Source organism: Thiohalorhabdus sp. Cl-TMA (genome assembly GCF_041821045.1).
Taxonomy (GTDB): Bacteria; Pseudomonadota; Gammaproteobacteria; order Thiohalorhabdales; family Thiohalorhabdaceae; genus Thiohalorhabdus; species Thiohalorhabdus methylotropha.
Window position 1 is genome coordinate 23,690 of the sequence record NZ_JBGUAW010000002.1, and the last position, 17,752, is coordinate 41,441.

Genomic DNA, 17,752 nt, shown 5'->3' on the forward strand with positions numbered 1-17,752 from the left:
CGCTATGGGACAGAAAGTCCACCCGATCGGGATGCGCCTGGGAATCGTCAAGAACTGGGATTCCCGCTGGCTGGCGGAGCGCAAGGAATACTCCGATCAGCTGGCCGAGGACATCCGGATCCGGAACTTCATCGAGGATCGGCTCCGCCACGCCGCGGTCTCCAAGGTCGTCATCGAGCGGCCGGCCCGTAACGCCCGGATCAGCATATATACCGCTCGGCCGGGCATGGTGATCGGCAAGAAGGGCGAGGACATCGAAAAGCTGCGCCGCGAGGTGCAGAAGCTGTCCACCGAGCAGATCCACATCAATATCGAAGAGATCCGGAAGCCCGAGACCGAAGCCATGCTGGTGGCGGAGAACGTCGCCCAGCAGCTTGAGCGGCGCGTTTCCTTCCGCCGGGCCATGAAGCGGGCGGTGGGCAACGCCATGCGTCTGGGCGCCCAGGGGATCAAGATTTCCGCCGGCGGCCGCCTAGGCGGCGCCGAGATCGCGCGGACCGAGTGGTATCGCGAGGGGCGGGTCCCGCTGCACACCCTCCGGGCCGATATCGACTATGGGCTGGCCGAGGCCAAGACCACTTACGGCGTGATCGGCGTGAAGGTGTGGATCTTCAAGGGCGAGGTGCTCGAGGAGCAGGAAACGACCGTTTCCACCGGCGCCCAGGTCCAGGCCGGCTAGCCGTAAGGAAGGAATCACCATGCTACAGCCCAACAAGACCAAGTACCGGAAGCAGCAAAAGGGCCGCAATCGGGGTCTGGCCTACCGGGGCGATAAGGTGAGCTTCGGCTCCTATGCCTTGAAGGCCTCGGACCGCGGGCGGCTCACGAGCCGCCAGATCGAAGCGGCCCGAATCGCCATTACCCGGCACATCAAGCGCCGCGGCAAGGTCTGGATCCGTGTATTCCCGGATAAGCCCGTGTCCAAGAAGCCCGCCGAGGTACGGATGGGTAAGGGCAAGGGCAATCCGGAATTCTGGGTGGCGCAGGTGCAGCCGGGCCGCGTCCTGTATGAACTGGAAGGTGTTCCGGAAGACATCGCCCAGGAAGCCATGCGCCGCGCCTCGGCCAAGCTGCCCTTCAAGACGCGGTTCGTCACCCGCGGCGGCGGAAATTAGGTAGGAGGCGGGAATGGCGAACAAGGCAGAGGATATCCGTAAGCTGAGCCGGGAAGAGCGTGCCAGCAAGCTCAACGAGCTGCGGGACGAGCAGTTCAACCTGCGCTTTCAGCACAGCACTGGGCAGCTGGAGAACACGGCCCGCATGCGCGAGGTCCGTCGGGAGATCGCCCGGATAAAGACGGTGATGAACGAACAGGTCGAGGCGGCGGATTAAAATGGCTCAGGAAACCAGCAAACGCCGTATGAGTGGCGTCGTGGTCAGCAACAAGGGCGGCAAGACCGCTGTGGTGAGGGTGAATTACCGGCGTCCGGATGAGCTCTACGGCAAGTACGTGCGCCGCTCAACCAAGCTGCATGTCCACGATCCGGAAAACACCTGCCAGGAAGGTGACTTCGTGACCGTGGAGGAATGCAGGAGGGTTTCGAAGAACAAAGCCTGGCGCCTGGTGGAGGTCGTGGAGCGGGCCGTCCAGGTCTGAACCACGCCGAGCCCTGAGGGGAGATACGTCGATGATTCAGATGCAGACTCGGCTTGGCATTGCCGACAACAGCGGGGCCCGCGAGGTTCAGGCGGTCAAGGTCTTGGGCGGGTCCAAACGCCGATTCGCCAATATCGGCGACGTGATCAAGGTCACCATCAAGGAAGCCGCCCCCCGTGGCCGGGTGAAGAAAGGCGGCGTGTACAACGCCGTCGTGGTCCGCTCCGCCAAGGGCGTGCGGCGGCAGGACGGTTCGGTGATCCGGTTCGACCGGAATGCCGCCGTTCTGCTCAACGACTCCCTTGAGCCGATCGGGACGCGGATCTTCGGTCCCGTGACCCGGGAGCTTCGGGCCAAGAATTTCATGAAGATCATTTCCCTGGCCCCGGAAGTCCTTTAAAGCCGCGGGAGACTAGTAGATGCAACGAATCAAGAAAGGCGACGATGTTGTCGTCCGGAGCGGAAAGGACGCCGGGAAGCGCGGAACGGTGCAGCGGGTCCTTTCCGGGGAGAACCGGGTCGTCGTTGCCAATGCGAACATGGTTAAGCGGCATGTCCGCCCCAACCCCCAGGCCGGTATTGCCGGCGGGATCCAGGAGCGGGAGGCCCCTCTGGACATGTCCAAGGTGAATCCCTTCTGCCGCTCCTGTGACAAGGGCGTTCGAGTCGGCTTCAAGACCCTCGAAGATGGTCGCAAGGTGCGGATGTGCCGCTCTTGCGGCGAGGCTTTGGACAGTTAGGAGTTTCGGCGATGCAAGCCCGGTTACAGCAGCGCTACAAGGAGGAGTTGGCTCCTCAGCTGTTGAAGGAGTTCGGCTACGCCAGCCCCATGCAGGTCCCGCGGCTGGATAAGATTACCATCAACATGGGCATCGGCGACGCGGCTCGGGACCGCTCTGCTTTGGATAACGCGATGGAGGAGCTGGCGGCCATCTCCGGCCAGAAGCCCATGATGACGCGGGCCCGCAAGTCCGTGGCGGGGTTCAAGATCCGGGCTGGCATGCCGGTGGGCTGCAAGGTGACCTTGCGGCGTGAGCGGATGTACGAGTTCCTCGATCGCTTTATCCAGGTGGCCCTGCCCCGAATTCGCGATTTCCGGGGACTGAACGGCAACTCCTTCGACGGCCAGGGCAACTACGCCATGGGCGTAAACGAGCAGATCATCTTCCCGGAAGTTGACTACGAAAAGATCGACCGCGTCCGGGGGATGGACATTATTTTCTCCACGACGGCGCCCACCGACGAGGAGGCCAAAGCGCTCCTCAACGGTTTTGGCATGCCGTTCCGGAACTAAATAAAGAAGTGAGGTAGGCCGTGCCACGGAAATCGCTAATCGCCAAGGCCAAGCGAAAGCAGAAATTCAGCGTGCGGGAATATAACCGCTGCAACAACTGCGGTCGCGCCCGCGCTTATTACCGAAAGTTCGGCCTGTGCCGGCTGTGCCTCCGAAAACACGCCCTGCAGGGAGAGGTCCCGGGCGTAACGAAGTCCAGCTGGTAGTGAGGGCTTAAGCGATGAGCATGACCGACCCGATCGCCGACATGCTGACGCGGATTCGTAACGGCCAGATGGCCGAGAAGCATTCCGTGTCCATGCCGGCCTCGAAACTGAAAACCGCAGTCGCACGGATTCTTCAGGAGGAAGGGTTCACCAACGGCTATGAAGAGCATGACGAGGGCAACGGTAAGCGTACCCTTTCCGTTGAGCTCAAGTACTTCAACGGCCAGCCGGTGATTACCCACCTTCAGCGGGCCAGTCGCCCCGGTCTCCGGCGTTATGCCGGCTCCGACGAGATCCCCAAGGTCCTGCGGGGCTTGGGCGTGGTGATTCTCACCACTTCCAAGGGGGTCATGACCGACCGGCAGGCGCGGGCCGAGAATATCGGCGGCGAGCTTCTCTGCACCGTCTACTAAAGGGAACTGACCCATGTCCCGTATTGCGAACGCTCCCGTGCGTGTGCCCGAGAAGGTCGAGGTCAGCATCGATCCCGAAAGTATCCGGGTGAAAGGACCTCAGGGCGAGCTGGACCAGGCCGTGGATCCCCATGTGCGGATCGACCAGGAAGAAGACCTGCTCCGCTTCGTGCCCAGGGACGATTCCAGGAAGTCCGTCGCCTTCGCCGGGACCATGCGCTCGCTGGTGGATAACATGGTCACCGGCGTCCACGAGGGCTTCGAGCGGCGCCTTGAGATCAACGGTGTGGGCTACCGCGCCGATGTGAAGGGCCAGACCGTGAATCTGCAGCTCGGTTTCTCCCACCCGGTCGCCTACGAGGTGCCCGAAGGGGTGTCGGTGGCGGTCGAGGGCAACGTGGTAGTGGTCCGAGGTGCCAGCAAGGAACAGGTCGGCCAGGTCGCCGCGGACATCCGCAGCTACCGGCCGCCCGAGCCTTACAAAGGTAAGGGGATTCGGTTTGCGGATGAGCGCATTATCCGCAAGGAAGCCAAGAAGAAGTAGGCGGAGCCATGAGCAAAATTACCAAAGATCAGCGTCGGCAACGTCGCGCCCGCAAGGCCCGGGCCAAAATCCGGGAACAGGGCAAGGCCCGTCTTTCGGTGCACCGGTCCTCCAAGCATATCTATGCCCAGATCATCGACGACCTGGAGGGGCGCACCGTAGCCAGCGCCTCCACCGTGGATAAGGAGCTGGCCGCGGATCTCTCCCAGGGCGGCAATGTGGACGCCGCCCGGGCCGTCGGGGCGGCTCTCGCCGAACGGGCCAAGCAGGCCGGGGTCGGGGACGTCGCCTTCGATCGCGGCGGGTACCAGTACCATGGCCGGGTCAAGGCCCTGGCCGAGGCCGCGCGCGAAAACGGCCTGAAGTTCTAGAAAAGGAGACGGTTGTGGCAGCCGCAAACCAAAGAGCTGATAGCCCGTCGGACGACCTCCAGGAAAAGCTCGTCAATATCAACCGTGTCGCCAAGGCCGTGAAGGGTGGCCGGCAGTTCGGGTTCGCCGCCCTTGCCGTTGTCGGCGACGGCGAGGGCCGGGTTGGTTTCGGCCGGGGCAAGGCCCGCGAGGTTCCGGACGGCATTTCCAAGGCCATGGAGCAGGCCCGTAAGCACATGCGCCATTTTGCGCTTCATGGGGACACCCTCTTCCACACCGTGGAGGGGACCCACGCCGGCGCCCGCGTGCTGCTCAAGCCCGCGAGCCCCGGCACCGGGATCATCGCGGGCGGTCCGGTCCGCGCTGTCATGGAGGTGATGGGCGTAAAGGACGTGCTGGCCAAATCTCTGGGCTCTTCGAACCCGGTAAACGTCGTCCGGGCCACGTTCGATGCGCTGGATCAGATGGTCAGCCCCGAGCAGATGGCCGCCAAGCGCGGTAAGCCCGTGGACGAAATCTGGAGCTAGTGACCATGGCTGGAACCATCCGGATCACCCTTACCAAGAGCCCCATCGGCTCTCAGCAGAAACATCGGGCCACCCTTCGCGGCCTGGGCCTCCGGCGCCTCAATCATACGGTTGAGCGCGAGGACACCCCCCAGGTTCGGGGAATGGCGAGATCCGTGGCGCACCTCGTTAAAGTCGAGGAGTAAGCATGAAACTCAATGAGCTGAAGCCGACCCCCGGAAGCCGTAAAACGCGGAAACGGGTCGGTCGCGGCGAATCCTCTGGTTGGGGCAAGACCTCGGCCCGTGGCCACAAGGGGCAGAAGGCGCGTTCCGGTGGCTCCATCAAGGCGGGCTTCGAGGGTGGGCAGATGCCCCTTCAGCGGCGCCTCCCGAAACGGGGCTTTCACAACCGCTTCGCCGAACGCTACGCCGAGGTGCGCCTGGACCACCTGAACGCCTTCGAGGACGGTTCCGAGGTCACCGAGGAGGCGCTGCGCCACCTCGGGATCATCAGCGGCGCCGACAAGTGGGCAAAGCTGCTGGGATCCGGGAATCTAGAGCGAAAGCTGACCATCCGGCTTACCAAGGTGACCGGCGGCGCCCGCAAGGCCGTCGAATCAGCCGGTGGCAGCGTGGTGGACGAGCAGTAACGCCCTGCTTCCCTTCGACCCACCGCTCCTGAACGGCGCAGACAAAATCCATTAGGGATCCGGGGGCGCGAGGTGCCCTGCCCTCGCCCTGCTCGTTCAGGCCGGCCCGGGAAGGGCCGGTCTTTGGTCCGAGGGGCCCGAGACGGAATACTCCGGAATCCCGTATGAACAAGGCGGATTGAACCATGGCAGTCGGGAGCAGCCTCGGTGGCCTGGCCCAGGTCGGGAATCTGACGAAGGTCGACGAGCTCAAGCGGCGCATTCTGTTCGTGCTCGGGGCCCTGATCGTCTACCGGATCGGCGCGCACATCCCAACCCCGGGCATCGATCCCGACGCGCTGGCCAACTTTTTCAGCCAGCAGCAGGGGTCCATGCTGGGGCTTTTCGACATGTTCTCCGGGGGGGCGCTGTCACGTCTGACCGTGTTCGCCCTGGGTATCATGCCCTATATCTCGGCCTCCATTATTCTCCAGTTGGGCACCGTGGTATCCCCCAAGCTGGAACAGCTAAAGAAAGAGGGCGAGGCGGGCCGGCGCAAGATCAATATTTATACCCGTTACCTGACGGTTGGGCTGGCCACCTTCCAGGGCCTGGGCGTCTCCATCGCGCTGGAGTCCATGCAGGCCGGCGGAAACCCGGTGGTCCTGGATCCGGGCTGGGGCTTCCGCGCCACCACCGTAATCACTTTGGTGGCCGGTACCACCTTCCTGATGTGGCTGGGTGAGCGGATCACCGAGAAGGGGATCGGCAACGGCATCTCCCTGATCATTTTCGCCGCCATCGTCTCCGGGCTTCCCTCCGCCCTTTACGGGACGCTTGAGCTGGCGCGGACCGGCGAATTCCAGCCGTTGTTCGTCCTCTTCCTGCTGCTCATGGCGCTTGCCGTGACTGGCTTCATCGTTTTCATGGAACGGGCCCAGCGGCGCATCACGATCCAGTACGCCAAGCGCCAGGTGGGACAAAAGATGTTCGGTGGGCAGAGTACCCATCTACCGCTCAAGGTGAACATGGCCGGGGTGATCCCGCCCATTTTCGCTTCGAGTATCATCCTGTTTCCGGTGACGGCCGCCAACTGGTTCGGCAGCTCCGAGGGAATGAACTGGCTCCAGGGGGCGGCGCAGGCCATATCTCCCGGGCAGCCGCTGTACGTGGTCCTGTACTCCATCGCCATCATTTTCTTCTGCTTCTTTTATACGGCGATCGTTTTCAACCCGCGGGACACGGCGGATAACCTGAAGAAGTCGGGCGGCTTCATTCCGGGCATCCGGCCCGGTGAGCAGACAGCCAACTACGTGGATCGCGTGCTCACCCGGCTGACCTTCTTCGGCGCCCTGTATGTCACCGCCGTTTGCTTGCTTCCGGAATTCCTGATTGTGAACTGGAACGTACCGTTCTACTTCGGGGGCACCTCGCTGCTGATCATCGTGGCGGTGACCATGGACACGGCCAATCAAATCCAATCCCATCTGGTCTCTCACCAGTACGAGGGCCTGATGCGGAAGGCGCGACTGAAAGGTGGACGTAGCTGATGACCCGCATGGTCTTACTTGGCCCTCCGGGGGCCGGCAAGGGAACCCAGGGGCAGATGCTCGCCGAGCGGCTCGATATCCCGCAGATCGCCACGGGCGACATTCTTCGCAAGGCGGTCGCCGAGGGCAGCGAGGTGGGCCAGAAGGCGAAATCCTACATGGATGCCGGCGATCTGGTGCCCGACGAGATCATGGTGGAGATCATCCGGGAACGCCTTCAGGCCGAGGATGCCCAGAACGGATACATCCTGGATGGCTTCCCCAGGACAGTGGCTCAGGCAGAGGCCCTGGACGAGATGCTGGAGGCCATCAATCAGCGGCTGGATCACGTCATCCACATCGACGTGGAGAACGAGGCTCTGGTGGAACGCCTTTCCGGGCGACTGATCTGTCGGGACTGCGCGGCTAGCTACCACGTCCGGTTCAATCCGCCGTCCAAGGACAAGGTCTGCGATTCGTGCGGGGGCGAGCTGTTCCAGCGCGAGGACGACCAGGAGGAGACCGTGCGCTCCAGGCTTGGCGTCTTCGCCGAACGGACTCAGCCCCTTGTGGAGTACTATCAGCAGCAAGGGATCTACCGGAAGATCGACGGGGACCGGGAACCGGAAGCGGTTCTGGGAGAGATCTCCCGGATAATCCAGGCAGGGTAACGAGGGCGTATGGCCAAGGAAGACACCATCGAGATGCAGGGCGAGATCGTCGAGACCCTGCCCAACGCCACCTTCCGGGTGGAGCTGGAGAACGGGCACGAGGTGATCGCCCACATCTCGGGAAAGATGCGCAAAAACTATATTCGGATCCTGCCCGGCGACAAGGTCACGGTGGAATTGACTCCCTATGATCTGAACCGTGGCCGGATCACCTACCGGGCAAAATGAGTCGGCCCGATTCGCCGGCCGGGGATGGAGGAAAGCAAGGATGAAAGTTCGTGCATCGGTGAAGCCGATCTGCCGGAATTGCCGAGTGATCAAGCGGAAGGGAAGAGTCCGGATAATCTGCTCGGATCCGCGGCACAAACAACGGCAAGGTTGACCGGGACCTAGCTCCTGGCCTAGAATTTGTTCTTTTCCCTCTGCCTGGCCGGCGGAGCGGATTGATATGTAGCGAACGCGAGGAATACCTATGGCCCGCATTGCAGGTGTCAATATCCCCGTGCGCAAGCGGGTAGTCATTGCCCTGACGTACATCTACGGGATCGGACACACCCGCGCCGAAGAGATTTGCCGGAAAGCGGGAGTGGATCCGGCCACCCGTGTCCGCGACCTCACGGACAGCGAAGAGGTGGCTGTACGGGACGCCGTTAACGAGTACTCCGTCGAAGGTGATCTTCGGCGTGAGATCTCCATGAACATCAAACGGCTTCGGGATGTGGGGAGCTACCGGGGTATTCGTCACCGGCGGGGCCTCCCCGTCCGGGGTCAGAACACCAAAAACAATGCGCGCACCCGGAAGGGCCCGCGCAAGCCGATCAACCGCTAAGTCGGTCAGAACAAAGGCATTCGACGGGAAATGGCTAAGCAACAACGCCGCGCCACGCGCAGCAGGAAAAAAGTCAAGAAGAATGTAGCCGAGGGGGTGGCTCACATCCAGGCCACCTTCAACAACACCCTGGTGAACATCTCCGATCGGCAGGGCAACACCCTTTGCTGGTCCACGCCCGGAGCCACCGGGTTCAAGGGGTCGCGGAAGAGCACGCCCTTCGCCGCTCAGGTGGCCGCCGAGCAGGCCGCCAGGGTCGCGCAGGAGCACGGTATCCAGAGCCTCGACGTGGAGGTCAAGGGTCCCGGGCCGGGCCGCGAATCGGCCGTGCGCTCCCTGCACGCCGCGGGCATCAAGATCACCAGCATCCGCGACGTGACCCCCCTGCCGCATAACGGGTGCCGGCCGCCGAAGAAGCGTCGGGTCTAAGCAAACAACGAGGGTGTGGAGTCAGCCTTGGCGAAATATACCGGTCCCAAATGCCGCATCTGCCGTCGGGAGGGCGAGAAGCTCTACCTGAAGGGAGAGAAGTGCTACACCGATAAGTGCGCGATCGAAAAGCGTCCCTATCCGCCGGGGGAGGCTGGGCAGAGCCGCCGCCGTCAGTCGGAGTTCGGCCTTCAGCTGCGTGAGAAGCAGAAGGTGCGCCGCACTTACGGCCTGATGGAGGACCAGTTCCGGCGGGTCTACAAGGAAGCCGCCCGGCGCAAGGGCAACACTGGCGAGCTGCTCCTGCAGCTTCTGGAGCGGCGGCTGGACAATATCGTCTACCGCATGGGCTTTGCCAATTCCCGCACGGAAGCGCGCCAGGTGGTGGTCCATAACCAGATCATGGTTAATGGCGAGCGGGTAAACGTGCCGTCCTACGAGGTGAAAGCCGGGGACGAGATCTCCGTGGCCGAGGGGGCGCGTACGCAGGGCCGTGTGCAGGGAGCCGTTCAACGGACCGAAGACCTCGGCCGGCCCGAGTGGTTCCAGGTGGACTCGGGCAACCTCAAGGGCGTGGTGAAGTCCATTCCCGAGCGCTCCGAGCTCTCCCAGGCCGTGAATGAGCACCTCATCGTGGAGCTGTACTCCAAGTAAGGGTGCGAGAGCCGGTCACAGCGCCTCTACGGCGCTTTCCCGAATGCAAGGAGGCGGCGGCCCCGTGCGGCCGCCTCCGCCTGTTCCTTCAGATTGCCGAAACGGAGTGGCGGCCATGCCGGACGCCTTGATTAAACCGGACAATATCGAAATCGAGCCCAACGGCAGCCACGGAGCCAAGGTGACCCTGGAGCCGCTTGAGCGCGGCTATGGGCACACCCTGGGCAACGCCCTGCGGCGGATCTTGCTGTCCTCTATGCCCGGAACCGCCGTAACCAGGGTTCAGATGGAAGGCGTCCTCCACGAGTTCGGGTCCATCGAAGGGGTCCGGGAAGACGTGGTGGACATCATCCTGAATCTCAAGGGCTTGACCGTGTCCATCGCCGGAGACCACGAGGAGGTCACCCTGCGCCTCAACAAGAGCGCCGAAGGAGCGGTGACCGCTGCGGACTTCGACGTGCCCGCCGACGCCGAGGTGATCAATCCGGACCTGGAAATCGCACACATCGCCGCGGGCGGCAGCCTCAATATGGAGGTCACCGTTTCCCGGGGGCGCGGCTATGAGCCGGCGGCCCTGCGCGAGGATGACGGCAGCTCCACTATCGGGGTCATCCCCGTGGATGCCACCTTTACCCCCATAACCCGGGCCACCTACAAGGTGGAGAACGCCCGTGTGGGGCAGGTGACCGACTATGATCGGCTGATTCTCGAGGTGGACACGGACGGCAGTCTGTCCGCCGAGGAGGCCGTGCGGCGTGCCGCGGACCTGCTCCGGAACCAGTTGACCATCTTCGTCGAGCTCGCTCCTTCCGCGCCAACGGAAAGCAGCCAAGCCGAGCGCACCGAGGTGGACCCGAACCTCCTCAAGAGCGTGGACGATCTGGAGCTGTCCGTGCGCTCCGCCAACTGTCTGAAGGCGGAGAACATCCGCTTCACCGGCGACTTGGTGCAGAAAACCGAGCAGGAGCTCCTGAAAACGCCCAACTTCGGGAAGAAATCCCTGAACGAGATCAAGGAAGTGCTAGCTTCCATGGGGCTTTCCCTGGGCATGAAGCTGGAGAACTGGCCGCCGGAGAATCTGCCCGAGCTCGAGGACGAGGCCAACGAGGATCAGCAGGCCGGCTAACGGGCCCTGCGCGTAGAACCGCATCACAAAGGGATTCAAGCATGCGTCACCGCAAATCCGGTCGGAAGCTGAACCGTCGCGCTTCGCAGCGGAAAGCCCTACTGACCAATCAGGCGAAATCGCTCATCGAGCACGAGCGAATCACCACTACGGTTCCCAAGGCCAAGGAGCTTCGTCGCTTCGTGGAGCCCATGATCACGAAGGCCAAGGAGAACACCGTGCACCGCAAGCGGCTGGCCTTTTCCAAGCTCCAGGACCGGGGTGCGGTGGGTAAGCTATTCGACGAGCTGGGGCCGCGCTTCCAGGAGCGGGCCGGCGGGTACACCCGCATCCTGAAGGCGGGTTACCGTGAAGGGGATAACGCCCCCATGGCCATTATCGAGCTGGTGGACCGCCCCGAGGGCGCCGAGGCCGAATAACCGGCGACAAGCGGTGCCTTAACGTGGAGGGCCGGGTCCGGGAAGGGCCCGGCCCTTCTCGTTCTCCATGCAGGAGGTCACTCATGGCGCAACCGGTCATCACCCTGTTTACCGATTTCGGGATCACGGACCCGTACGTGGGTCAGATGCACGCCCGGATCATGGCCGATGCTCCGCAGGCCCGGGTGATCGATCTGCATCACTACGCGCCGGCCTTCAATCCGGGACAGGCCGGCCTGCTCCTGGAGGCCCTGCTGCCCTACCTGGCGCCGCGGATGGTGGTGGTGGGCGTGGTGGATCCCGGGGTGGGAACCTCTCGCGAGGCGCTGGTGGTGGAAACCCCGGAGCACTGGTTCGTAGGACCGGACAACGGGCTCTTCGCCCCGTTGCTGGAGCGCCAAGGTGTACGCTGCTACCGGATGCATGCGCCTGGCCAGGGGGTCCTATCCGCTAGTTTCCACGGCCGGGACCTGTTCGCACCGGTGGCCGCCGCCCTTTCGCGGGGGGATCGGATGGTGCTGGACGGGCTGGTTGATCAGCCGGTGCGGGTGGAATCCCGGCGGGAAGAGGTGCTGTATGTGGACCACTACGGTAACCTCATGACCGGCCTGCCTGTGCCGGCCGAAGGCGGACGCCTGCGCATAGAGGGGCGTACCGTCGACTTCGCCCGTACCTTCGGGGAGGTAGGGCCCGGTGAGCTCTTCTGGTACCGCAACAGTCTGGATCGGGTAGAGATCGCTGCCCGTGAAGGGTCCGCCGCCAAGCGCCTGGGGGCCGGAACCGGGACGCCGGTTTCCTGGGTGAGCGACTGATCCGGGCCACCAAGGGCCCGGAAGGCCCGGCCGCTCGTAAATGCGAGCCGACGGTTTCCCCCTTCGGCGCGGTGCTTCCGGTCGCCCCTCCGCCCTTTTGCCTCTCCCATCCCGGTCCCTTCTTGGGGCTTCCCCGGCCAGGGTGCCTGTTCCCCCGAGTTGACGCCCCAAACCCCGAGGGAGATGGTGGCCACAAGGAGGCAGGGAATGGATAGCAGGCTTCTGACTGCGCTTTTCGCGGGGGCCGCCGTGCTCTTGGGGGCGCCGCCACTGCTGGCGGCCGACCGGAGCCCCTTCGGGCTGGAGGTGGAGGGCGGTGCGGCCTGGCTGAGCCGCAACGATGTCCGCATCCCCGGAGATTCCGGCACCCGCTTTGATCTGCTGGATGTCGTGGATTCCGGGCCCTACGGCTTCTACCGGATTTACGCCGATTGGGATCTCAACCGGCGACACGGGCTGCGCCTGGGGGTCGCTCCCCTGGAGGTGAGCAGCACCGGCAGCCTGGGGAAGGAAGTCCGATTCGCCGGAACTACCTTCGAGCCGGGGCGCACCGAGGCCACCTACCGTTTCAGCACCTACAGGCTCACCTATCGCTACACCTTCGCCAGCGGTCCCCGATCGGTGTGGCGGATCGGTTTTACCGGACTGGTCCGGGACGCCAAGATCCAACTGGAGCAGGACGGTCGGAGCGCGCGCGACTCCAATGTGGGGTTTGTACCCCTGCTGCACCTCCATGGCCGCCACGGCTTCGCCCCGGGATGGGATTTCGTGCTCGACTTCGACGGTTTGGCCGCCCCCCAGGGCCGGGCACTGGACCTGGGCCTCAAGGTGATGCGTGACGTGGGCGACAACTGGCAGGTCGGGCTCGGCTACCGGGCCCTGGAGGGCGGGGTGGACAACGACGAGGTCTACAACTTCGCCTGGCTACACTACGGCTTCGCCTCCGTGGCCTACCGCTTCTGAGGGCCGGGGCGCGGCTCGGCGGCTCAGGTGGCTTCCGGCTTGATCTCCGGGGCTCCGGGGACCTCGGCCGGCCGCGTCGCGCGGCGTTCCTCCGCCTTGGCGTTGATGACGTTCTTCAGGGCCATGAGGAATCCGAGCACCAGGAAAGCGCCGGGCGGCAGGATCATGAGCAGGAAGCTGCCGTACTCCGGGAATATGGTGGTTTCCAGCCAGGCCCAGGACGGCCCGAACATGTTCCCGGCACCGGCGAACAACGTCCCGCTCCCCAGGACCTCCCGGATCATGCCCAGGACCACCAGGACGCCGGTGAAGCCCACACCCATCATGAAGCCGTCCCAGGCTGCGAGCGGGACCGGATTCTTGGAGGCGAAGGCTTCCGCCCGCCCAAGAATGGCGCAATTGGTTACGATCAGGGGAACGAACAGGCCCAGGACCTTGTGTAGGTCATGGAAATAGGCGTTCATGAGCAGGTCCACCGCCGTCACGAAGGAGGCGATCAGGATTACGAAGGTGGGGATCCGCACCTCCTCGGGCACCGTTTTGCGCACCAGGGAAACGGCGGTTCCCGACAGGGTCAGCACGGCGATGGTGGCGATCCCCATGCCCAGGCCGTTCACCGCCGTGCCGCTCACCGCGAGCAGCGGGCACAGGCCCAGCACCTGGGCCAGAACGGGATTGTTGTCCCACAGGCCCTTTCGCCCGACCTCGCGGAAGGCGTCCATGGACAGCTCGCTCATACCGAAAGTCCTTCCTTGCTAGAAATGCGCGGGGCTCAGTCTTTCGCCGCGGTCTTGCTCCCCGATTCGGCGAACAGGACCTCTCTGCCCCGCAGCGAATAGAATTCCAGCGCCTTGCGTACGGCCTCCACCACGGCGCGGGAGGTAATGGTGGCTCCCGTCATCTGGTCGAAGGCCCCGTTGTCCTTTTCCACCTTCCATTCCCCGGCGGGGGGGGTGCCCAGGGAATGGCCGCTGAACTGCCTGATCCAGTCGCTCTTGGCGGTCTCGATGCGGTCGCCCAGGCCGGGGGTCTCCGCATGAGAAATGGCCCGCACGCCGGCCAGGCTGCCGTCCGCCCAGATGGCCACCAGGAGCTCGATGCGACCATTGTAGCCGTCCGGGGCGATGGTGCGGAAAGCCACCGCGGAGGGCTCGCCGTCCTTGCGTGCCCGGTACACGGTAATCGGGGCGGTCGCGCCCAGGTGGGCCTGGTCGCGGACCTTGATAGTGTCCTGCAGCAGGTCGTTGTCGTAGCGCCCGTGGGGGATGAGCTCATGGAGCTGGGCGAGCCGGTCCGCGCGCAGGTTGGCCTTGATGGTCGGCTCGGTGACCTGCTTGGTGCCGGCCAGCAGGCCCGCCCCCACCACGGCGATCAGGGCCAGGATGCCACCGACGATCCAGACCTGCTTCATTCCGCGCCCCCCAGCGGCGGGCCACCCGCCCGCTCCTTCCCGAACACCCGGGGCCGGGTGTAGTGGTCGATCAGCGGCACGCAGGCGTTCATGAGCACCACGGCGAAGGAGACCCCCTCGGGGTAGCCGCCCCAGGTGCGAATGATGTAAGTGAGCGCACCGCATCCCAGGCCGAAGAGGATCTGCCCGCGCGGCGTGGTGGGGCTGGTGACCATGTCCGTGGCGATGAAGAAGGCGCCCAGGAGCAGCGCGCCGTTGAAGACATGGAATACCGGCCCGGGGAAGGCCGAGGGGTCGTACACGTGGAAGACGAAGGCCAGGGCGGCGGTGGCGGCGATCATGGACCCGGGGATGCGCAGATCGATGATGCCCCGCCACCACATGTACAGGCCGCCAAGTAGGATCAGCACGGCGGAGGTCTCGCCGGCGCTTCCGGAGAGGGTGCCGAACAGGGCCATGGTATGGTCGTAGCCCTGGCCCAGGATCTCATCCACGGTACGGCTTAAGGTCAGCTCCGTCTTGAGGTGGCCGAGCGGGGTGGCGGCCGAGGCCGCGTCCATGCCGAGCGCGGGGCCCCGCTCGCCGAGAAAGGTTACCCGCAGGCCTTCGGTGAAGGACAGCGCGCCCTCGGAGAACAGGGGGCGGATCGCCGGCCAGGTGGAGAGCTGCTGTGGGAAGGAGATCAGCAGCATGACCCGCGAGATCATGGCCGGATTGAAGGGGTTGGCACCCAGGCCCCCGTACACCTGCTTGCCCACGCCAATGGCGAAGGCCCCGCCCAGCACGGCGATCCACCAAGGGGCCGAGGCCGGCAGGCTGAGCCCGAGCAGCAAACAGGTGACCACAGCGCTGCCATCCATCAGGTGCGGTCGGATGGGACGGCCCATGAGCCACAAGGCGAAAGCCTCCGTGGCCAGCCCTGCGGCGAGGGTGGTCAGCAGCATGAAGAGCACGGGCCAGCCGAACAGATAGAAGGAGAACAGGGTGACGGGCGCCAGGGCGATGATCACCGTGCCCATGACGGACCCCACCCCGCCGCCCCCATGGGCATGGGGAGAACTGGGGGTTGCGAGGCTGGGCGTGGTGGACTGCGCCATGCGGGCCCTTACTCCTGGTCTTGCTGTTGGGGTGCGGAGGTCCCGCCCCCGTCCTCATCGGCCCCGGCGGCCTGCTCTTGGGACTCCTGCCGGCCTTGGCCACGCATGGCGCGACGCTTCTCCGCCGCTTTCCTGGCCGCGGCCTCCCGGGCGTCGCCGGACTCCCCTTCCCCGCCGCTTTCCTTGGCGGGCCCTTTCTTCTTGGCCCGGCGCTTGGCCTCCTTCTCCTCCTTCTCCCGCTGCAGGCGCGCATCGCGGGCCTCGGTCCGGCGCCGGGCGATGTCCGCCTTTTCCTTCTCGCGCTCCTTGGCCTCGATCTCGTTCTTGGCGTAGCGGTAGTAGTGGACCAGGGGAAGATGGGAGGGGCAGACGTAGGTACAGCAGCCGCACTCGATGCAGTCGAAGAGATCGTACTCGGTGATCCGCTCGAATTCCTTGTTGCGGGCCAGATTGTACATCTCATTGGGCATGAGGTTGACGGGGCAGGCGTCCACGCAGGCCCCGCACCGGATGCAGGGCAGGGAGAAGGCCCCGTCCACCTCGGCTCGGCTCTGGAAGATCAGGCCGTTGGTCTCCTTGACCACCGGGGCCTCGGTAGTGTGCAGCGCCGATCCCACCAGCGGCCCACCCATGATCAGGCGTCCTAGGTCGGAATAGCCCCCGCAGGCGCGGGCCACCTCCTCGATGGGCGTCCCCAGCCGGACCGTGAGGTTGGCCGGCTCCGCCAGGGCCGAGCCGGCGGCGGTGAGCACCCGCTCTATGAGCGGCTCGCCATGCACCACGGCCCGGTAGACGGCATAGGCCGTGCCCACGTTCTGGTTGATCACGCCCACGTCCGCGGGCAGCCGCCCGCTGGGCACCTCGCGTCCGGTGACGGTCTGGATGAGCTGCTTCTCGGCGCCCATGGGATAGCGGTTCTCCACCAATACCACGTCCACCATGGGCCAATCGGCGGCCGCGGTCGCCATGGCCTGGAAGGCCTCGGGCTTGTTGGCCTCGATGCCCACCACCACCCGCTCCGCGCCCAGCGCGTAGGCGAGGACGGATCCGCCCTGCAGGATCTCCGCCGGGCGCTCGCGCATGAGCCGGTCGTCGCAGGTGAGGTAAGGCTCGGATTCCCCGCCGTTGAGCACCACGGTGTCCACCGCCCGATCCGGGCCGGGGTTCAGCTTGATGAAGGCGGGGAAGCCGGCGCCCCCGAGCCCGACGATGCCCGCCTGGCGCACCAGGGCGCGGATCTCGGCGGGCTGCAGCTGCTCGTAATCCGGATGCGGGGTGAGCTCCGTCCACTCGTCGCGACCGTCGGCCTCGATGGAAACCGCCGGCGCGGAGAGGCCGGAGGGATGCGGAGCCGGATAATCCGCCACGGCGGTGACCGTGCCGGAGGTGGGCGCGTGGATGGGCACCGAGACGAAGCCGTCCGGCTTGGCAATCACGTCGCCCTTGCGGACCGTCTCCCCCGCCTGGACAACCGCCTGGGCGGGGTTGCCGATATGCTGATTGAGGGGTACGTGGAGCACCTCGGGGACGGCCATCGCCCGGATGGCGCGCCCGGCGGTGGCCTCCTTATGCTCGGCGGGGTGCATGCCCCCCTGGAAGAGGCCCGGCAGGATGGGGGTCGTGTGCTCAGCCACCGGTGGCCGCCGCCTCCTTGTCGGATTCGTCCTCGATACCCTCGGGCTCCCGCTCTGGATGCCGCCATTTCCAGTTCTCGAGGGTCTCGGGGATGGGCACCATGAGAATGCAGTCCACGGGGCAGGGCTCAAGGCAGAGCTCGCAGCCGGTGCAGGCCTCCTCGATCACCGTGTGCATCTGCTTGGGCGCGCCGACGATGGCATCCACCGGGCAGGCCTGGATGCACAGGGTGCAGCCGATGCACTTGTCCTCCTCGATGATCGCCACCGAGGGCGGACGCTCCTCGCCTTCCAGGCTGGGGGGCTCCACGCCCAGGAGATCGGCCAGGGATTCCACGGTTTCCTGTCCGCCCGGCGGGCAGCGGTTGATCTCCGCCTCGCCGCGGGCGATAGCCTCGGCGTAGGGCCGGCAGCCCGGATAGCCGCACTGGGCGCACTGGGTCTGGGGCAGCCGCTGGTCGATCTCCTCCACCAGCGGATCCTCCTCCACGGCCAGCTTGCGCGAGGCGTACCCGAGGAAGAGCCCGATGGCCAGAGCCAGAGCCCCCAGGCTGAGAATGGCAATCCACATGGATGGAAACCTTTTCGATCTATAGCTGAACGGTCCGGTGCGGGG

Annotated in this window: 30 protein-coding genes; 25 read left to right on the forward strand and 5 right to left on the reverse strand. The window is 64.9% G+C overall.

Annotated elements, in window-relative coordinates; translation table 11 throughout:
* Positions 1 to 4: 4 nt before the first annotated feature.
* The 25 genes from rpsC (at position 5) to ACERLL_RS02370 (ending at position 12,994) form a co-directional block, all read left to right on the forward strand.
* Positions 5 to 679 (forward strand): 30S ribosomal protein S3, encoded by a 675-nt coding sequence (gene rpsC / locus ACERLL_RS02250; protein ID WP_373654437.1) that lies wholly within the window; start codon positions 5 to 7, stop codon positions 677 to 679.
* 19 nt (positions 680 to 698) lie between these two features.
* Positions 699 to 1,115: a 50S ribosomal protein L16 gene (gene rplP, locus ACERLL_RS02255; RefSeq protein ID WP_373654438.1), complete on the forward strand. Its 417-nt coding sequence runs from the start codon at positions 699 to 701 to the stop codon at positions 1,113 to 1,115.
* A gap of 13 nt (positions 1,116 to 1,128) precedes the next feature.
* A complete protein-coding gene (gene rpmC / locus ACERLL_RS02260) occupies positions 1,129 to 1,332 on the forward strand; it encodes a 50S ribosomal protein L29 (RefSeq protein ID WP_373654439.1) in 204 nt (67 codons plus the stop codon).
* A 1-nt stretch (position 1,333) separates the two neighbouring features.
* The gene (rpsQ, locus tag ACERLL_RS02265) at positions 1,334 to 1,597 is read left to right on the forward strand and encodes a 30S ribosomal protein S17 (RefSeq protein WP_373654440.1); all 264 of its coding nucleotides are present in this window, start codon (positions 1,334 to 1,336) and stop codon (positions 1,595 to 1,597) included.
* Positions 1,598 to 1,628: 31 nt separating this feature from the next.
* The gene (gene rplN / locus ACERLL_RS02270; RefSeq protein WP_373654441.1) at positions 1,629 to 1,997 is read left to right on the forward strand and encodes a 50S ribosomal protein L14; all 369 of its coding nucleotides are present in this window, start codon (positions 1,629 to 1,631) and stop codon (positions 1,995 to 1,997) included.
* Between the two features lie 19 nt (positions 1,998 to 2,016).
* The gene (gene rplX / locus ACERLL_RS02275) at positions 2,017 to 2,337 is read left to right on the forward strand and encodes a 50S ribosomal protein L24 (protein ID WP_373654442.1); all 321 of its coding nucleotides are present in this window, start codon (positions 2,017 to 2,019) and stop codon (positions 2,335 to 2,337) included.
* An 11-nt stretch (positions 2,338 to 2,348) separates the two neighbouring features.
* Positions 2,349 to 2,891, forward strand: coding sequence for a 50S ribosomal protein L5 (gene rplE / locus ACERLL_RS02280; protein ID WP_373654443.1), 543 nt, complete (start codon positions 2,349 to 2,351; stop codon positions 2,889 to 2,891).
* Positions 2,892 to 2,911: 20 nt separating this feature from the next.
* On the forward strand, positions 2,912 to 3,097 hold the full coding sequence (locus ACERLL_RS02285; protein ID WP_373654444.1) for a type Z 30S ribosomal protein S14: 186 nt from the start codon (positions 2,912 to 2,914) through the stop codon (positions 3,095 to 3,097).
* Positions 3,098 to 3,111: 14 nt separating this feature from the next.
* Complete coding sequence (gene rpsH, locus ACERLL_RS02290; RefSeq protein WP_373654445.1) at positions 3,112 to 3,510, forward strand: 30S ribosomal protein S8; 399 nt, start codon at positions 3,112 to 3,114, stop codon at positions 3,508 to 3,510.
* A gap of 13 nt (positions 3,511 to 3,523) precedes the next feature.
* Complete coding sequence (gene rplF / locus ACERLL_RS02295; RefSeq protein ID WP_373654446.1) at positions 3,524 to 4,054, forward strand: 50S ribosomal protein L6; 531 nt, start codon at positions 3,524 to 3,526, stop codon at positions 4,052 to 4,054.
* Positions 4,055 to 4,062: 8 nt separating this feature from the next.
* Positions 4,063 to 4,425: a 50S ribosomal protein L18 gene (rplR, locus tag ACERLL_RS02300; RefSeq protein ID WP_373654447.1), complete on the forward strand. Its 363-nt coding sequence runs from the start codon at positions 4,063 to 4,065 to the stop codon at positions 4,423 to 4,425.
* Positions 4,426 to 4,439: 14 nt separating this feature from the next.
* On the forward strand, positions 4,440 to 4,952 hold the full coding sequence (gene rpsE, locus ACERLL_RS02305) for a 30S ribosomal protein S5 (protein ID WP_373654448.1): 513 nt from the start codon (positions 4,440 to 4,442) through the stop codon (positions 4,950 to 4,952).
* A 5-nt stretch (positions 4,953 to 4,957) separates the two neighbouring features.
* The gene (gene rpmD, locus ACERLL_RS02310) at positions 4,958 to 5,137 is read left to right on the forward strand and encodes a 50S ribosomal protein L30 (protein ID WP_373654449.1); all 180 of its coding nucleotides are present in this window, start codon (positions 4,958 to 4,960) and stop codon (positions 5,135 to 5,137) included.
* A gap of 2 nt (positions 5,138 to 5,139) precedes the next feature.
* A complete protein-coding gene (gene rplO, locus ACERLL_RS02315) occupies positions 5,140 to 5,583 on the forward strand; it encodes a 50S ribosomal protein L15 (RefSeq protein WP_373654450.1) in 444 nt (147 codons plus the stop codon).
* A 185-nt stretch (positions 5,584 to 5,768) separates the two neighbouring features.
* The gene (secY, locus tag ACERLL_RS02320; RefSeq protein WP_373654451.1) at positions 5,769 to 7,112 is read left to right on the forward strand and encodes a preprotein translocase subunit SecY; all 1,344 of its coding nucleotides are present in this window, start codon (positions 5,769 to 5,771) and stop codon (positions 7,110 to 7,112) included.
* Positions 7,112 to 7,762 (forward strand): adenylate kinase, encoded by a 651-nt coding sequence (locus ACERLL_RS02325; protein ID WP_373654452.1) that lies wholly within the window; start codon positions 7,112 to 7,114, stop codon positions 7,760 to 7,762. The genes secY and ACERLL_RS02325 overlap by 1 nt, the downstream gene beginning before the upstream one ends.
* Before the next feature lie 9 nt (positions 7,763 to 7,771).
* Positions 7,772 to 7,990 (forward strand): translation initiation factor IF-1, encoded by a 219-nt coding sequence (gene infA, locus ACERLL_RS02330; protein ID WP_054965206.1) that lies wholly within the window; start codon positions 7,772 to 7,774, stop codon positions 7,988 to 7,990.
* Positions 7,991 to 8,030: 40 nt separating this feature from the next.
* Positions 8,031 to 8,144 carry a 50S ribosomal protein L36 gene (gene rpmJ, locus ACERLL_RS02335; RefSeq protein WP_074471390.1) on the forward strand — a complete coding sequence of 38 codons (114 nt, stop codon included), beginning with the start codon at positions 8,031 to 8,033 and terminating at the stop codon, positions 8,142 to 8,144.
* 90 nt (positions 8,145 to 8,234) lie between these two features.
* On the forward strand, positions 8,235 to 8,591 hold the full coding sequence (rpsM, locus tag ACERLL_RS02340; RefSeq protein ID WP_373654453.1) for a 30S ribosomal protein S13: 357 nt from the start codon (positions 8,235 to 8,237) through the stop codon (positions 8,589 to 8,591).
* A 30-nt stretch (positions 8,592 to 8,621) separates the two neighbouring features.
* Positions 8,622 to 9,020 (forward strand): 30S ribosomal protein S11, encoded by a 399-nt coding sequence (rpsK, locus tag ACERLL_RS02345; RefSeq protein WP_373654454.1) that lies wholly within the window; start codon positions 8,622 to 8,624, stop codon positions 9,018 to 9,020.
* A gap of 27 nt (positions 9,021 to 9,047) precedes the next feature.
* A complete protein-coding gene (gene rpsD, locus ACERLL_RS02350; RefSeq protein WP_373654455.1) occupies positions 9,048 to 9,674 on the forward strand; it encodes a 30S ribosomal protein S4 in 627 nt (208 codons plus the stop codon).
* A gap of 115 nt (positions 9,675 to 9,789) precedes the next feature.
* The gene (locus tag ACERLL_RS02355; protein ID WP_373654456.1) at positions 9,790 to 10,800 is read left to right on the forward strand and encodes a DNA-directed RNA polymerase subunit alpha; all 1,011 of its coding nucleotides are present in this window, start codon (positions 9,790 to 9,792) and stop codon (positions 10,798 to 10,800) included.
* 41 nt (positions 10,801 to 10,841) lie between these two features.
* A complete protein-coding gene (rplQ, locus tag ACERLL_RS02360) occupies positions 10,842 to 11,219 on the forward strand; it encodes a 50S ribosomal protein L17 (RefSeq protein ID WP_373654457.1) in 378 nt (125 codons plus the stop codon).
* Between the two features lie 83 nt (positions 11,220 to 11,302).
* Positions 11,303 to 12,031, forward strand: coding sequence for an SAM hydrolase/SAM-dependent halogenase family protein (locus ACERLL_RS02365; RefSeq protein ID WP_373654458.1), 729 nt, complete (start codon positions 11,303 to 11,305; stop codon positions 12,029 to 12,031).
* 207 nt (positions 12,032 to 12,238) lie between these two features.
* Complete coding sequence (locus ACERLL_RS02370; RefSeq protein WP_373654459.1) at positions 12,239 to 12,994, forward strand: hypothetical protein; 756 nt, start codon at positions 12,239 to 12,241, stop codon at positions 12,992 to 12,994.
* 23 nt (positions 12,995 to 13,017) lie between these two features.
* Here the strand turns inward: ACERLL_RS02370 and ACERLL_RS02375 are convergent, their stop codons facing one another.
* Genes ACERLL_RS02375 through rsxB form a run of 5 tightly spaced genes read right to left on the reverse strand, consistent with a single transcriptional unit; the run spans position 13,018 to position 17,707 of the window.
* A complete protein-coding gene (locus ACERLL_RS02375; RefSeq protein ID WP_373654460.1) occupies positions 13,018 to 13,731 on the reverse strand; it encodes an electron transport complex subunit E in 714 nt (237 codons plus the stop codon).
* A 35-nt stretch (positions 13,732 to 13,766) separates the two neighbouring features.
* Positions 13,767 to 14,405: an electron transport complex subunit RsxG gene (rsxG, locus tag ACERLL_RS02380; protein ID WP_373654461.1), complete on the reverse strand. Its 639-nt coding sequence runs from the start codon at positions 14,403 to 14,405 to the stop codon at positions 13,767 to 13,769.
* Positions 14,402 to 15,502, reverse strand: coding sequence for an RnfABCDGE type electron transport complex subunit D (locus tag ACERLL_RS02385; protein WP_373654462.1), 1,101 nt, complete (start codon positions 15,500 to 15,502; stop codon positions 14,402 to 14,404). Before ACERLL_RS02385 ends, rsxG begins: the two co-directional genes overlap by 4 nt.
* A gap of 8 nt (positions 15,503 to 15,510) precedes the next feature.
* A complete protein-coding gene (gene rsxC, locus ACERLL_RS02390) occupies positions 15,511 to 17,136 on the reverse strand; it encodes an electron transport complex subunit RsxC (protein ID WP_373654463.1) in 1,626 nt (541 codons plus the stop codon).
* Complete coding sequence (gene rsxB, locus ACERLL_RS02395) at positions 17,129 to 17,707, reverse strand: electron transport complex subunit RsxB (protein WP_373654464.1); 579 nt, start codon at positions 17,705 to 17,707, stop codon at positions 17,129 to 17,131. The genes rsxC and rsxB overlap by 8 nt, the downstream gene beginning before the upstream one ends.
* Positions 17,708 to 17,752 lie beyond the last annotated feature (45 nt).

Coding starts and splice junctions, on each gene's coding strand:
- rpsC (WP_373654437.1), top strand. CDS start 5: ATGGGACAGAAAGTCCACCCGATCGGGATGCGCCTGGGAATCGTCAAG.
- rplP (WP_373654438.1), top strand. CDS start 699: ATGCTACAGCCCAACAAGACCAAGTACCGGAAGCAGCAAAAGGGCCGC.
- rpmC (WP_373654439.1), top strand. CDS start 1,129: ATGGCGAACAAGGCAGAGGATATCCGTAAGCTGAGCCGGGAAGAGCGT.
- rpsQ (WP_373654440.1), top strand. CDS start 1,334: ATGGCTCAGGAAACCAGCAAACGCCGTATGAGTGGCGTCGTGGTCAGC.
- rplN (WP_373654441.1), top strand. CDS start 1,629: ATGATTCAGATGCAGACTCGGCTTGGCATTGCCGACAACAGCGGGGCC.
- rplX (WP_373654442.1), top strand. CDS start 2,017: ATGCAACGAATCAAGAAAGGCGACGATGTTGTCGTCCGGAGCGGAAAG.
- rplE (WP_373654443.1), top strand. CDS start 2,349: ATGCAAGCCCGGTTACAGCAGCGCTACAAGGAGGAGTTGGCTCCTCAG.
- rpsH (WP_373654445.1), top strand. CDS start 3,112: ATGAGCATGACCGACCCGATCGCCGACATGCTGACGCGGATTCGTAAC.
- rplF (WP_373654446.1), top strand. CDS start 3,524: ATGTCCCGTATTGCGAACGCTCCCGTGCGTGTGCCCGAGAAGGTCGAG.
- rplR (WP_373654447.1), top strand. CDS start 4,063: ATGAGCAAAATTACCAAAGATCAGCGTCGGCAACGTCGCGCCCGCAAG.
- rpmD (WP_373654449.1), top strand. CDS start 4,958: ATGGCTGGAACCATCCGGATCACCCTTACCAAGAGCCCCATCGGCTCT.
- rplO (WP_373654450.1), top strand. CDS start 5,140: ATGAAACTCAATGAGCTGAAGCCGACCCCCGGAAGCCGTAAAACGCGG.
- secY (WP_373654451.1), top strand. CDS start 5,769: ATGGCAGTCGGGAGCAGCCTCGGTGGCCTGGCCCAGGTCGGGAATCTG.
- ACERLL_RS02325 (WP_373654452.1), top strand. CDS start 7,112: ATGACCCGCATGGTCTTACTTGGCCCTCCGGGGGCCGGCAAGGGAACC.
- infA (WP_054965206.1), top strand. CDS start 7,772: ATGGCCAAGGAAGACACCATCGAGATGCAGGGCGAGATCGTCGAGACC.
- rpmJ (WP_074471390.1), top strand. CDS start 8,031: ATGAAAGTTCGTGCATCGGTGAAGCCGATCTGCCGGAATTGCCGAGTG.
- rpsM (WP_373654453.1), top strand. CDS start 8,235: ATGGCCCGCATTGCAGGTGTCAATATCCCCGTGCGCAAGCGGGTAGTC.
- rpsK (WP_373654454.1), top strand. CDS start 8,622: ATGGCTAAGCAACAACGCCGCGCCACGCGCAGCAGGAAAAAAGTCAAG.
- ACERLL_RS02355 (WP_373654456.1), top strand. CDS start 9,790: ATGCCGGACGCCTTGATTAAACCGGACAATATCGAAATCGAGCCCAAC.
- rplQ (WP_373654457.1), top strand. CDS start 10,842: ATGCGTCACCGCAAATCCGGTCGGAAGCTGAACCGTCGCGCTTCGCAG.
- ACERLL_RS02365 (WP_373654458.1), top strand. CDS start 11,303: ATGGCGCAACCGGTCATCACCCTGTTTACCGATTTCGGGATCACGGAC.
- ACERLL_RS02370 (WP_373654459.1), top strand. CDS start 12,239: ATGGATAGCAGGCTTCTGACTGCGCTTTTCGCGGGGGCCGCCGTGCTC.
- ACERLL_RS02375 (WP_373654460.1), bottom strand. CDS start 13,731: ATGAGCGAGCTGTCCATGGACGCCTTCCGCGAGGTCGGGCGAAAGGGC.
- rsxG (WP_373654461.1), bottom strand. CDS start 14,405: ATGAAGCAGGTCTGGATCGTCGGTGGCATCCTGGCCCTGATCGCCGTG.
- ACERLL_RS02385 (WP_373654462.1), bottom strand. CDS start 15,502: ATGGCGCAGTCCACCACGCCCAGCCTCGCAACCCCCAGTTCTCCCCAT.
- rsxB (WP_373654464.1), bottom strand. CDS start 17,707: ATGTGGATTGCCATTCTCAGCCTGGGGGCTCTGGCTCTGGCCATCGGG.